Source organism: Flavobacterium sp. Root420 (assembly GCF_001427905.1).
Taxonomy (GTDB): domain Bacteria; phylum Bacteroidota; class Bacteroidia; order Flavobacteriales; family Flavobacteriaceae; genus Flavobacterium.
Genome location: NZ_LMEF01000004.1, coordinates 47357 through 61976, shown reverse-complemented (window position 1 = coordinate 61976; position 14620 = coordinate 47357). Strand labels below are relative to the sequence as shown.

Genomic DNA, 14620 nt, shown 5'->3' with positions numbered 1-14620 from the left:
ATACACACTTACTAAAATTCCCTAAAAAGGAGGTATATTTTTATTATAAAACTTTATTGCAACCGATTGTGTAAAGAAAGAAAAAATAATTTAATTTTACAGAAAATTTATCAGGAATTTATTTCTCAGAAATAGCGGAAATAGGAAGTCAGGCAAATTTTAATGTTGATTTACAATGTGAAATCCCATTATTTTATTTATAAAATTTTATGGAAGAAAGTAGAGATGTTACCATTTATGATATTGCGCAGCGAATGAATTTGGCGACTTCGACGATTTCACGCGCTTTAAAAGATCATCCTACGATTAGTGATAAAACCATAAAAAAAGTAAAAAAAGTTGCTGAGGAAATGGGGTTTCGCCCTAATATTTTGGCGGCTGGTTTACGTGGAAATTCGACCAAAATCATTGGGGTTTTAGTAACCCGAATTAATAGGCCTTTTATTTCATCACTTATAAGCGGTATTGAAGAAGTTGCTCAAAAAGCGGGTTATAGCGTTATGATTACGCAAAGCCATGATTCTTATGAAGATGAGGTTAATTTATCAAAGGCGCTTTACGACAGCCGGGTTTGTGGTATAATTTGCTCGTTGGCAATGGCTACACGCGATACTGGTCATTTTCAGAAGTTTATAGATAAAAATATTCCTTTGGTTTTTGTTGACAGGGTGCCTAAAGATTTTAGCACCTATCGTGTTATGATTGATAATTATTCTGCCGGTTATAAAGCAACAAAACATTTGATTGAACAGGGTTGTACCAGAATTGCCCACATTACAGGTTCGCAATACCGAAATACCTATAGCGAACGAAAAAGAGGTTATATCGATGCTTTATTAGAAGCTAATCTAATTGTAGATGAGAGTCTTATAACAGAAACCAACTTGTCTTTTGAAGAAGGTGAAGTTGTTGCTAATGCTTTATTTGATTTGCCAAATCCGCCTGATGGTATCTTTGCTTCAAACGATACTGCTGCAGTTGGTGCCATTCAGGTAGCGAAAAGAAGAGGCTTGAAAATTCCGAAGGATATAGCTATAATTGGTTTCAATGATGATCCGATTGCGTCTATTATTGATCCGGGATTAACTACTATTTCGCACCCGGCAGTAAAGATGGGGCAGACCTCAGCCAAGAAAATACTGAACCATTTAAAGTCGGCTAAAAAGAATCCTGCTACTCCAAAAAAAGATGATATTACAGAGGTGACTTTTTTAAACACTGAAGTTTTAGTTCGTGCTTCTTCGAATAGAGGAAAGTAATTTTCTTCTGATATATTGAAAAGCTCCTGCCAGGTATTCCTTTTTTTTACAAAACAATTTCTATTCAATGAAAAATTTTGATGTAAAATTTTTTTCTTAAAATGCAATGCTATATTTTTACGCAACCGATTGCAACTTTTAAATTTAATCATTCAAAAAACAGCTGATGCGATATCCAAAGAAACATTTATTTATACTCTCAATTTTTCTGCTTTTGTTTTCATTTAAAACAATGGCTCAGAAAGATTATAAATTATGGCTTCAGTATGATAAGAAAACAAGTACTGAAATCGTTTCAAAATATTTGGCTGATGTTCAGGGAATCGTTTCTTTAGGGAATTCTGAAACTTCAAAAATTGCTTCAAAAGAATTAGAAGTTGGATTAAGCGAAATGTTCGGAAATAAAATTGGTATTAAATCAAAAGCGGAAGGAGGTAAAAATATCATTATTGGATCTAAAGAAGTACTAAGTCCTGAAATTCAAAAGGAAATTGGAAATTTTGATCAGATTAATGAGGAAGGGTTTATCATAAAATCCATTTCGATAAAAAATAAAAATCAGATTATCATTACGGGTAAAAAAGATATTGGCGTTTTATATGGCGTTTATAATTTTTTGAGATTGGTTCAAACCAATAAGTCTATCAAAAAATTAAACATTGTTGACGCACCAAAAACGAATATCAGAATCTTAAATCACTGGGATAATTTAGACCGAACTGTCGAACGCGGTTACGCTGGTTTCTCTTTATGGAACTGGCAAAAACTACCTGATTTTATAGATCAGCGTTATATCGATTATGCAAGAGCAAATGCGTCAATCGGAATTAACGGAACAGTTTTGACCAATGTAAATGCGAATGCTTTAATCTTAACACCTCAATATTTAGAAAAAGTTGAAGCTCTCGCCAATGTATTCAGACCATACGGAATAAAAGTCTATTTAACTGCCCGTTTTTCGGCACCAATCGAAATTGGAGGTTTAAAAACAGCAGATCCAAAAGACATTGACGTAGCCAATTGGTGGAAAAACAAAGCCAAAGAAATTTATAAAAGAATTCCTGATTTTGGCGGATTTCTGGTAAAAGCAAACTCAGAAGGACAACCCGGCCCTCAGAATTATGGAAGAGATCACGTTGACGGAGCAAATATGCTGGCTGATGCCGTTGCGCCTTTTGGTGGTATAATTATGTGGCGCGCTTTTGTGTATTCAGAACATGATGCCAATGACAGAGCCAAACAAGCTTATGCCGAATTTGTACCGTACGATGGAAAATTTAGAGACAATGTAATCGTTCAGGTGAAAAATGGCGCGATCGATTTTCAGCCTCGCGAGCCTTTTCATCCCATGTTTGGAGCCATGCCCAAAACACCTTTGATGATGGAGTTTCAAATCACGCAGGAATATTTAGGTTTTAGTACACATTTGGTTTTTCTTCCAAAATTATTTCAGGAAGTTTTAGAATCAGATACCTATCAAAAAGGAAAAGGTACGACGGTTGCCAAGGTTATTGATGGCACTTTAACGAAAACAAAACTGACCGGAATTGCAGGGGTTTCGAACATCGGAAATGATTTAAACTGGACCGGACATCCTTTTGCACAGGCAAATTGGTATGGCTTTGGAAGATTGGCGTGGAATCCAAATTTAGATGCAGATGTTATTGCTGATGAATGGTTGCGATGTACTTTCTCTAATGATGAAAATTTCATTAAACCAGTTGCAGCAATGATGCTGGAATCGCGTGAAGCAGTTGTCAATTATATGACACCGCTTGGTTTGCATCATATTATGGATACCGGTCACCATTACGGTCCGGGTCCGTGGGTTTCAAATTTATCGCGACCAGAATGGAATCCGGTATATTATCATAAAGCAGATAAAAACGGTCTTGGTTTTGACCGCTCTAAAACCGGAACCAATGCCACAGCACAATATGCACCTGAAGTAGCCAAAATTTTTGATAATTTAGAAACCTGTCCCGAAAAAGATTTATTATGGTTTCATCATGTTTCCTGGGATTATAAATTGAAAAACGGACAAACGCTTTGGAATGGTTTGGCGTTAAAATATCAGGAAGGCGTAAATCAGGTGGCAGCCATGCAGAATGTTTGGAATAAAACCGAGAAATTTGTTGACTCAGAGCGTTTTAAAGAAGTACAGATGTTATTAGAAATTCAGTATAAAGAAGCAAAATGGTGGCGAGATGCGTGTTTGCTTTATTTCCAACAATATTCAGGTAAAGAATTGCCAGCTGGAGTAGAGAAACCAACACAAACTTTAGATTATTTTAAATCCTTAAAATTCCCTTTTGCACCGGGAAATTAAATATTCAAATTAAAAAATATGAGCACAAAAACAGCAATTGTAACCGGAGGGAATTCGGGTTTGGGTTTTGCAACAGCAAAGAAATTATGTGATAACGGAATCAAAACCTATATAATTGGAAGATCAAAAGAGAAAACAGAAGATGCCTGCAAAGAAATTGGAGCCAATGCAATTCCGGTTATTTACGACTTAAATAATCTTGCAGGAATTCCAGCTATGATTGAGAATATTATCAAAGAAAATTCGATTGATATTTTGGTAAATAACGCTGGAATCAACCTTAAAAAAGAATTTTTGGATGTGACTGATGAAGATTTTTTATCTGTAATTCACACCAATCTTTTAAGTGTTTTTGCAGTTAGTAAAGCCGTTGTAAAAAATATGAAAGAAAATAAAGGCGGAAGTATCATCAACATTAGTTCGATGGCATCGCAATATGGTATTCCGAAAGTAATTGCGTATTCAGCAAGTAAAGGAGCAATCGAATCGATGACCAGAGCAATGGCAGTAGAATTGGCACCGTTTGGCGTTCGTGTAAACTGTATCGCTCCGGGCTTTATCAAAACAAAAATGTCTTCTACGGCACTTGATAACGATCCGGAAAGAAAAAATAAAGTACTGGGAAGAACACCAATGGGATTTTTAGGGGAACCATCAGACATTGCAGATGCTGTTTACTATTTCGCTTTAAGCGAATCAAAATATACAACCGGAACCGTTTTACCAGTTGATGGCGGAAACAGTATTGGGTTTTAAAATAGATATATTGAAAGATATTTAAACACATAGAAACATAGATTTTGTCTGGCGGTAAAGGCGTTTCACTAGTTTTAAAACATATTAGCTATGTGTTAAAATCTAGTTTTTTTTAAAAATATCTTTTTTCAATACCAAGGAAAGTTATGTCTCTATGTGTTTAAAATTTAATCCGTTAAAACATAAAACATAGGTTTATTCAAAAAATATAAAATAATAAATAACACAGCTACACATAGCCAGCTATGTGTTTTTAAACAAATGAAATGTCTTTTTTCAACATCATGTCAAGCTATGTCTCTATGTGTTTAAAAAATTAAAGGTGTTTAGAAAATTAAAGTTAGTATTATGATAAAAATGCAACAAACCATGCGTTGGTTTGGCCCTCAGGATGGCGTTACTTTACTAGATATCAGGCAGGCTGGCGCAACCGGAATCGTAACGGCTTTGCACCAGATTCCCGTTGGGGAAATCTGGACAATCGAAGATATTAAAGAAAGACAGCAAATCATCAAAGAAGCAGGCTTGGAATGGACAGTTGTGGAAAGTTTGCCGGTTCATGAAGAAATAAAACGTGCTTCCGGAATTTATTTGGAATACATCGAAAATTATAAAATCAGTTTAAAAAATCTGGCAGATTGCGGACTTAAAATCATCACGTATAATTTTATGCCGATTTTAGACTGGGTACGTACAGAACATAATTTTGTCAATGAAGACGGGAGCAAAGCGTTGTTATACAATCAGATGGCGTTTACTTATTTTGATATGTTTTTACTGAAAAGACCCAATGCTGAAAATGATTATTCGGACGAAGAAAAAGCAAAGGCTCTGGAATTCGGAGATAAACTTTCTGAAGAGGAAAAGGCGTTACTTTTTAAAAATGTTTTACTAGGATTACCGGGCAGTAAAATCAATTTTACGGCAGAACAAATTCTTTCCCTTTTAGATAATTACGCTGAAATTGATAACAATAAACTAAGAGAAAACCTGATTTTCTTTTTGTCTGAAATAACTCCGGTTGCGGATGAATGCGGTTCAAAATTGGCAATTCATCCGGACGATCCACCGTTTTCAGTTTTAGGATTACCGCGAATTGTTTCAACAGAAAAAGATATCAAAGCAATTTTTGAAGCCGTTCCTTCCAATGCAAACGGATTGTGTTATTGCACAGGTTCTTTGGGTGCAGATCCAGAAAATAATCTGGAGAAAATAATCGATGATTTCGGAGATAGAATTCACTTTTTACACCTTCGAAATACCATCCGCGAAAGCGCAACTATTTTTAGGGAATCAGAACATTTAAATGGCGATTCAAAAATGGCAGTTATCGTTGAAAAACTGCTTTTATTGATGAATAAAAGAAAAGTGAGTTTACCCATGCGTCCGGATCACGGATTTTTGCATGCGGTGGATGAAAAAACAGAAACCTATCCGGGTTATTCTTTGGTTGGAAGATTAAAAGGTCTGGCCGAATTAAGAGGACTGGAAATGGGAATTGCTTATAAATTGAATTTGTAATCTAAGTATCCTAACAGGTTTTAAAAACCTGTTAGGTATCTGATGAAGTTAAGTTTGTATGCACATTTTGTGATCCCGAGGAACGAGGGATCACACACGAAACTCGACAAAGATTGGTTTAAATTGAGATGAGTATACGCACTTTATGTCATCCCGAGGAACGAGGGATCCCCGCAAGTAGCTCGATAAAGATTGGCGATTTACTTTGCGGAATTTCTAGTGTGATCCCTCGTTCCTCGGGATGACAAGATTGTGGTCAACTGTTAGATTCAAGATTGTGGTCAAAACTGTTACAATTAATTAATAAAAATTATCATGCATTTACTAAAATCTCCTTTACTCCCAATAATCCTAATGCTTTTCCTTTTCAGCATTAGCACAAATTCGTATGCATTAAACGGAGAAAAATATGTAGTAAACAAAGCTTCTGCAGAAAATTTCCCTTTGGCATCAAAAGGAAAAGTGGCTTCTATTTTAATAAGTAATAATGATTATCCCGGAGTTTTGCGCGTTGCCGGACATTTAGAAAATGATCTTTTTAAAGTAACCAGTTTACATCCAAAACAAATCAATACAATTTCAGAAGCGAGTGATTATGTTGTTATTATCGGAACAATCGGAAAAAGCGAAATCATAGATCAATTGGTGCGGGACGGAAAAATTGATGCGAGTCAGCTGAAAGGAAAATGGGAAAAATTCACTACTCAAATTGTTGATAATCCTTCAGGCGGCATTAAAAAAGCGTTGGTGATTGCAGGTTCAGATAAAAGAGGAACAATTTATGGAATGTACGATTTGTCGAATCAGGTTGGTATTTCTCCCTGGTATTTCTGGGCAGATGTTCCTGTGAAAAAACAATCAGAATTGCATGTTTTGAGTGGAACTCATTCTAATGGAGAACCAAAAGTAAAATACCGCGGCATTTTTATTAATGACGAAGCTCCGGCTTTATCAGGCTGGGCGTTTGATACGTATGGCGGATTTAATGCGAAATTCTACGATAAGGTTTTTGAATTGATTCTTAGAATGAAAGGCAATTATTTATGGCCATCGATGTGGGGAAGAATGTTTTATGTCGATGATCCTCAAAATGCTGTTTTGGCCGATGAATACGGAATTGTAATGGGAACTTCGCATCATGAACCATTGACAAGAGCACATGCAGAATGGGCAAAATTAGGGAAAGGAAAATGGGATTTTAGTACCAATTCTGAAAACCTGATTTCGTTTTGGAAGGAAGGAATGAAAAGAATGGGCAACACAGAAACCATTGTAACGTTAGGAATGCGTGGCGATGGCGATGAACCAATGACACAGGGAACCGCAATTGATTTGTTGGAAAATATCGTAAAAACCCAACGAGAAATCATAAAGGAAACAACCAAAAAACCAATTGAAGAAACGCCTCAAATGTGGGCACTTTACAAAGAAGTTCAGGATTATTATGACAAAGGAATGCGTGTTCCGGACGATATTACACTTTTATTGTGTGATGACAATTGGGGAAATATCAGGAAATTACCGGAACTAAACGCCAAACCAAGAAAAGGCGGTTACGGTATCTATTATCATTTTGATTATGTTGGCGGACCCCGAAATTACAAATGGATCAACACCAATCAAATCGAACGTACCTGGGAACAAATGGATTTGGCGTACCAGCACGGTGTCGATAAAATTTGGATAGTCAATGTGGGTGATATCAAACCGATGGAATTTCCAACAGAGTTTTTCCTTGACATGGCCTGGAATCCGGAAAAATGGAATGCCGGGAATTTAGATCAATATTATACACAATGGGCGAAAGAAAATTTTGATAATCAGAATACGGAGGAAATTGCTGAAATTATAAAATTGTACACGAAATACAATTCCAGACGAAAACCGGAATTGATGAATGAGAAAACCTATAGCATTACCAATTATAACGAAGCAGAAACCGTTCTAGCCGATTATAAAATATTGGTTGACAAAGCCAATGCAATCAATGAAAAAATAAAACCGGAATACAAAGACGCTTTTTATCAATTGGTATTATTTCCGGTGTTGGCAAGTGCAAATTTGAATGAATTGTATGTTGCAACGGCTAAAAATAAGCTTTACGCGAGTCAGGGAAGAGCTTCTGCAAATGCGTATGCAAAACAGGTAAAAGAATTATTTCAAAAAGATAGTTTACTGACGAATTATTATCATACCAAACTGGCAAACGGCAAGTGGAATCATATGATGGCGCAGACGCACATTGGTTATACTTCGTGGCAGGAACCAAAAAACAATGTGATTCCGGAAACGAAAACTATTGAATTACCAAACAAAGCAGAAGCCGGAATTGCAACTGAAGGTTCTGAAAATTGGTGGCCCAATACTGCAACAGAAGCTGTTTTGCCCACTTTTAATTCGGCTGAAAACAAATCTTATTTCATAGACATCTTCAACAGAGGAACTATTCCTTTTGACTTCAAAATAACGTCTAAAGAAAACTGGATTAAATTCTCCAAAGCAAAAGGAAAAATCAATTCCGAAGAAAGAATATTGGTTAGCATAGACTGGAAGAAAGCTACTAAAAACGACGCCAAAAGTCAATTTACAGTTTCAGCCAATAATCAAAACTTCACTATAATTGTAAATACTAAAAATATTGATTTAAGCGAAATAAAAGGTTTTGTAGAGAACAATGGTTTCATATCAATTGAAGCTCCAAATTATTCTAAAGCTATTAACTCAGAGGTGAAATGGACCATAATTCCGAATAATGGGAAAACCGAATCCGGACTTACTTTAAAACCTTCTAATATTAAACCAATTGAAATTTCTGAACAGTCACCACGATTAGAATATGAGGTGCATTTTTTTAGTAAAGGAGAAGTAAAAGTACATGCTTATTTTTCTCCTACCATTAATTTTACAATTCGTGATGGTTTGAAGTACGGAATTGGTTTCGATACAGATCGTCCACAAATAATGAATCTCAACGCAGACAGCTCTGATAAAAACTGGAATATGTCTGTGGCTAACAATATTAAAATCATAACCTCATCGCATACTATAGCAAATGGAGGAAATCATACGTTGAAATTTTATGGAATTGATTCCGCTTTAGTGCTCCAAAAAATTGTGATTGAAACAGCATCAGGTGAAATATTAAAAACCTATTTAGGACCACCAGAAAGTTTTCAAAAGAAATAGTTTGGCAAAGAACGCTTATGTGTTTTTAAACAAGTGAAACGCCTATATGGACAAAGAAAAACTATGTCTCTATGTGTTTGAAAAAATAACTATCAACAAAAAAATTAAAAATATGAAATTAATTAAACCCTGTTTACTGGCAATAACCACCTTGCTGTTTGTAAACTGCACGGCACAAAAAAAAGAGACCTCCTTAAAAGAGGCTTATAAAAAAGATTTTTATATCGGAACTGCTTTGAGTGCCAGTCAAATTGAAGAAAAAAACGCTAATGAAGACGCATTGATTCGCAAAGAATTTAATGCAATTACGGCAGAAAATATCATGAAGTCGATGTTTGTACATCCACAAAAGGACAAATATGACTTTGCCATGTCTGATAAATTTGTTTCCTATGGCGAAAAAAACAAAATGTTTATTCACGGCCATACTTTAATATGGCACAGTCAGTTAGCGCCCTGGATGCAGAAAATCAAAGACAGCACAGAAATGAAAGCTTTCATGAAAGATCATATTACAACGATCGTTTCCAAATACAAAGGAAGAATTGGTTCCTGGGACGTTGTCAACGAAGCATTAAATGAAGACGGAACATTGCGAAAATCTGTTTTTTTGACTACGCTTGGTGAACAATATCTTACCGATGCTTTTAAATTAGCTGCAGCGGCAGATCCAAAAGTCGACTTGTATTACAACGATTATAATAACGAAGTTCCTGCTAAAAGACAAGGCACAATTAATTTAATCAAAAAAGTAAAAGCGGGCGGTGGTAAAGTAGACGGTGTTGGTATTCAGGCGCATTGGAGATTAGAAAGTCCGTCGTTAAAAGAAATTGAAGAAAGTATTTTAGCTTATTCTGCTATGGGCCTAAAAGTAGCTTTTACAGAATTAGATATAACAGTATTACCTAATCCATGGGATTTACAAGGCGCAGATGTAAATCAGAATTTTGAAGGAAGTGCCAAAATGAATCCGTACCCAGAAAAACTTCCGGATGCTGTTCAGACACAGCTCGCACAGCGTTATGAAGATATTTTTAAATTATTTCTAAAACACAAGGACAAAATCAGCCGTGTCACTTTTTGGGGTGTTCATGATGGACAATCATGGTTAAATGACTGGCCGATAAAGGGTCGTACGAATTATCCTTTGTTATTTGATACACAGCTTCAGCCGAAAAAAGCGTACGATAGTGTAATGAAATTAAAAAAATCAAAAGAATAGTAGCATTGACAAGGCTTTAAAGAATCAATACACGAGATCGTTTCTAAAAAAAAATGTAATAAAGCAAAGTAAATTTGGACGGTATGTTTTTTTTGCTAATTTTACACAACCGATTGCTTAAGTAAAAGCCTTTTGAAATCAGTACCAGAGCTAATAAAATAATCCGGTTTTAATGAAATTGGATTATAAAACTAACCCGAAATAACCACAAAAGAAGAATGAATTTTAATACTCAAAAACTATCCATAAAAGAAAAAATTGGATACAGCTTAGGCGACCTTGCGGCCAATTTAGTTTTTCAGACCCTGATGACTTATCTGGCTTATTTTTATACCGATATTTACGGATTATCGCCTACAGATTCTTCTATTATTATGTTGGTTGTTGGTTTGATTGCAGCTTTTATCTTTAATCCGATTATTGGAGTTTTGGCCGACAGGACCAATACCAAATGGGGAAAATTCAGACCCTGGATTTTATGGACTGCAGTGCCTTTAGGCGTAATTGCTTTGTTGGCTTTTACAACTCCTAATTTCGCCTATCATGGTAAAGTGATTTACGCTGTTGTAACGTATACTTTTTTGCTCTTGTTTTATGCTAGTAACAATTTACCATATTCGGCTTTAAGTGGTGTAATTACGGGAGATATGGGCGAACGCAATAGTTTGTCTTCTTATCGTTTTGTTGCGGTAATGTTTGCACAGTTTTTTGTTCAGGTTTTTATGCTCGGAATTATAAAAAGTGCCGGAAATGGAGATAAAGCCATTGGTATCGAAAAAGTAATGACTGTTTTGGCTATCATTGGAACTATAATGCTTTTAATTACTTTTTTCACGACCAAAGAACGTATCGTTCCAAAACCGGAACAAAAATCAAGCATCAAGGAAGATTTAAGCGATTTAGTAAAAAATAAACCATGGGTAATCATACTAACCTTGACGACTTTGGTATTTGTTACCCTGGCCATGAAAGGTGGTGCTTATGTATATTATTTTGAAAATTATGTAGACAAACAACAACTGGCAATTTTTATTCAGCCTATACTGGACGGATTATCAGGAATTGGACTGAATCAATTTGGGAATGACCCTATTGCGGCAGGATTTGGTTTGTTTAATGCCGGCGGAATTATTTTTATGATCGTCGGAATCACCTTATCAAAAAGATTGGCAGATAAATATGGTAAACGAAACATTTTTGGTTCCTTTTTGTTTGTTTCCACCTTATTTATTTTGGCTTTCTATTTCTTTTCTTCCAAATCAATCAGCCTGATTTTTTTCTCTCAAATCCTGCACGGATTTTTCTACGGAATTACAATTCCGCTGCTGTGGGCCATGATTGCAGACGTTGCCGATTATTCTGAATGGTTGAATAACCGTCGTGCGACTGCGATTATTTTTTCGGCCATGATGGTGGGTTTAAAAGCCGGTTTGAGTATTGGTGGAGCTTTAACAACTTCATTGTTAGGGCATTTTGATTATGTTCCGAATTCATTGACCCAATCTGATATTGCCATTAACGGAATAAAACTGCTGGTAAGCGTTTTTCCTTCAATTCCTTTTCTGATTGGTGTTGGATTATTGTTTTTCTATAAAATAGACAAGAAAATGGAAATCCAAATTGAATCGGATTTAAAAGAAAGAAGAGCCTAGCTTATTTAAAAATTAAAAAAACTTAAAAAAAAATGCCTGAAGATAGTATTGAAAATATTGACTTTTTAGAGTTAGATAAACGAGCAATCTCGAATCCATTAGTAAATCATATGTATACAGCTGATCCATCAGCACACGTTTTTAATGGAAAAATATACATTTATCCGTCACACGATATTGATGCCGGAATTCCCTTTAACGATAATGGAGATCATTTCGGAATGGAAGATTATCACGTTATTTCGATGGAAAATGTAAACGCTGAAGCGGTAGACAATGGCCTTGCTTTGCATGTAAATGATGTTCCGTGGGCAGAGCGACAAATGTGGGCGCCTGATGCTGCATGCAAAAACGGAAAATACTATTTATACTTTCCGGCCAAACGTACCAACGGAATTTTCCAGATTGGAGTAGCTATCAGCGATTCGCCAACTGGTCCTTTTATACCGGAACCGGAAGCGATTAAAGGAAGTTATACTATTGATCCTGCTGTTTTTGAAGACAAGGATGGAAAATATTATATGTATTTTGGTGGTATTTGGGGAGGTCAGCTTCAAAAATACCGAAACAACAAATACGATGAAGCAAATGAAGAACCTTCATCAAATGAACCTGCATTAGGGCCAATTGTGGCTTTATTGTCAGATGACATGAAGGAATTTGCAGAAGAACCAAGAGAAATCAAAATTCTGGATGAAAATGGAGCTGTTTTATTAGCGGGTGATAATGATCGTCGTTTTTTTGAAGCTTCATGGGTGCATAAATATGATGGTAAATATTATTTCTCGTATTCAACCGGAGATACCCATTTTATTTGTTACGCAATAGGAGATAATCCTTATGGACCCTTTACCTATAAAGGAAGAATTCTGAATCCGGTAATTGGATGGACTTCGCATCATTCTATTTGTGAAATTGAAAACGAGTGGTATTTGTTTTATCATGATTCAAGTTTGTCAAAAGGAGTAACACATTTAAGATCGATCAAAGTAACCAAGATTGAATATAATGCGGATGGTTCGATTGTGACGATTGACCCTTACGATAGAAAAGAAAAATAGACATTAAAAAAATTTGAAGAAAATCACAACCGGTTGTTCAAGGTATAGCCATCAATTGGTTTATTAAGCAAGGTTCCAGCGGGACGTTATATTATAGAATACGAGTTATTGCAAATGACCCAATCGGAGTATCATGGTTGGTCGTAATATCGCTCCGCTGGAGCTTTTAGAATTGTTGTGATTTTTTTTCTATAAATAGTACGCTCCGCTGGAGCTTGGGATGTAGAATAATTTTGCTGTACTAAAAAAGCCCCAGCGGGACGCCATATTTATAGAATTGACAAGTTTATTGCAAATGAACCCCATCGGGGTGACATATTTTAGCTTTTGACCTCGCTTCATTTGGAGCTTTTGAAATTGTTAATTTTTTGCTATAAATAGTACGTTCTGTTGGAGCTTTTGAAAATTAGTGTTTTGTTACGGTTATTGAAACGATTTGCGTGAGGGATAGAAGTGGAAAGCCCGGAGCCTGACGAAGGAAGTGCGAGGACTTGAAACGGATAGCCAGGCCCGGAGGGACACGCCCAAATTATTTTAAAAGTTAACATTTTTAATGTAAAAAGTATTTTTTTATTACAAACAATTAATTACTTTAGCAGACCAGAACAGAACGGAACAGTATGTTGAACGAAGCGCAGGAAAAATTTGTATTTGTAATCAATCACGACAGTGATATTCCGAAGTACCAGCAGTTGGTCAACGGAATTAACAATGCCATTGCAGAGAATATTCTGCAAAAAGGAGATTTGCTTCCGTCTGTAAATGCAATTTGCAAGGAGAATCAGTTGTCGAGAGATACTGTTTTTAAAGCGTATTCCATTTTAAAAGAGCAAAATGTAATTGATTCAGTTCCGAATAAAGGGTATTACGTTTCAGGTGAAACCAGAAAAGTGCTTTTGGTATTAGATACTTTCAAAGCCTATAAAGAGGTTCTGTATCACTCGTTTGTGAATAATTTGCCGGACAATGTAATTACCGATGTGCAGTTTCATCATTATAATATCGATGTTTTTAAAACGATCATCAATAACAGCGTGGGAAAATATTACAAGTATGTGGTAATGAATTTTGATAATAAGGAGGTTGCGCCAACATTATCGGCAATATCAAATGACAAATTACTTTTGATCGATTGGAATATTCATTCAAAAAAAGAGAATAATTATATTTTTCAGGATTTCGGAAAATCATTTTACAACGCTTTAAAAGAGGCTGTTGATTTGTTTAAGAAGTATAAAAGCATTCATTTTATTTATCCTGATTATACCAGTCACCCAAAGGAAACAGTAGTATTTTTCAAGAAATTTTGTGCTGATTTTAATTTTAAAAGTGAAATTATTACTGATGCAAAAAAGTTCAACATCGAAAAAGGAATTGCTTACATCAGTATTAGTGACAGGATTTTAGGTCATTTTTTGGAACAATGCAAAGAGAAGGATTTAGAGCCCGGAGAAGATGTTGGCTTTTTGTCTTACAACGAAACGCCAATGAAGAAATTTATATACAAAGGAATCTCGGTTGTATCGACTGATTTTAAGGAACTAGGAACAAAAGCTGCGGCGTTTATCACGCATGATGAAGTGGTGCAGTGTTATATACCAACAAATTTAATTTTAAGAGAATCATTATAAGTT

The 14620-nt window shown here is 35.5% G+C and carries 9 protein-coding genes; all 9 read left to right on the top strand.

The window, feature by feature from the left end; translation table 11 throughout:
- Positions 1 to 209 precede the first annotated feature (209 nt).
- The 9 genes from ASC72_RS05120 (at position 210) to ASC72_RS05080 (ending at position 14617) form a co-directional block, all read left to right on the top strand.
- Entirely contained in the window at positions 210 to 1259 is a 1050-nt protein-coding gene (locus ASC72_RS05120) for a LacI family DNA-binding transcriptional regulator (protein ID WP_056187823.1), read from the top strand.
- 232 nt (positions 1260 to 1491) lie between these two features.
- Positions 1492 to 3588 carry an alpha-glucuronidase family glycosyl hydrolase gene (locus tag ASC72_RS05115; protein ID WP_241775634.1) on the top strand — a complete coding sequence of 699 codons (2097 nt, stop codon included), beginning with the start codon at positions 1492 to 1494 and terminating at the stop codon, positions 3586 to 3588.
- Between the two features lie 18 nt (positions 3589 to 3606).
- A complete protein-coding gene (locus tag ASC72_RS05110) occupies positions 3607 to 4344 on the top strand; it encodes an SDR family NAD(P)-dependent oxidoreductase (protein ID WP_056187814.1) in 738 nt (245 codons plus the stop codon).
- Between the two features lie 357 nt (positions 4345 to 4701).
- Complete coding sequence (uxuA, locus tag ASC72_RS05105) at positions 4702 to 5865, top strand: mannonate dehydratase (protein WP_117595773.1); 1164 nt, start codon at positions 4702 to 4704, stop codon at positions 5863 to 5865.
- A 315-nt stretch (positions 5866 to 6180) separates the two neighbouring features.
- Positions 6181 to 9051 carry a glycosyl hydrolase 115 family protein gene (locus ASC72_RS05100; RefSeq protein WP_056187809.1) on the top strand — a complete coding sequence of 957 codons (2871 nt, stop codon included), beginning with the start codon at positions 6181 to 6183 and terminating at the stop codon, positions 9049 to 9051.
- A gap of 112 nt (positions 9052 to 9163) precedes the next feature.
- Entirely contained in the window at positions 9164 to 10273 is a 1110-nt protein-coding gene (locus tag ASC72_RS05095) for an endo-1,4-beta-xylanase (RefSeq protein ID WP_056187950.1), read from the top strand.
- 218 nt (positions 10274 to 10491) lie between these two features.
- Positions 10492 to 11925, top strand: coding sequence for an MFS transporter (locus tag ASC72_RS05090; protein ID WP_056187806.1), 1434 nt, complete (start codon positions 10492 to 10494; stop codon positions 11923 to 11925).
- A gap of 32 nt (positions 11926 to 11957) precedes the next feature.
- Entirely contained in the window at positions 11958 to 12986 is a 1029-nt protein-coding gene (locus tag ASC72_RS05085) for a glycoside hydrolase family 43 protein (protein WP_056187803.1), read from the top strand.
- Positions 12987 to 13606: 620 nt separating this feature from the next.
- A complete protein-coding gene (locus ASC72_RS05080) occupies positions 13607 to 14617 on the top strand; it encodes a GntR family transcriptional regulator (protein WP_056187800.1) in 1011 nt (336 codons plus the stop codon).
- The last annotated feature ends 3 nt before the right edge of the window (positions 14618 to 14620 follow it).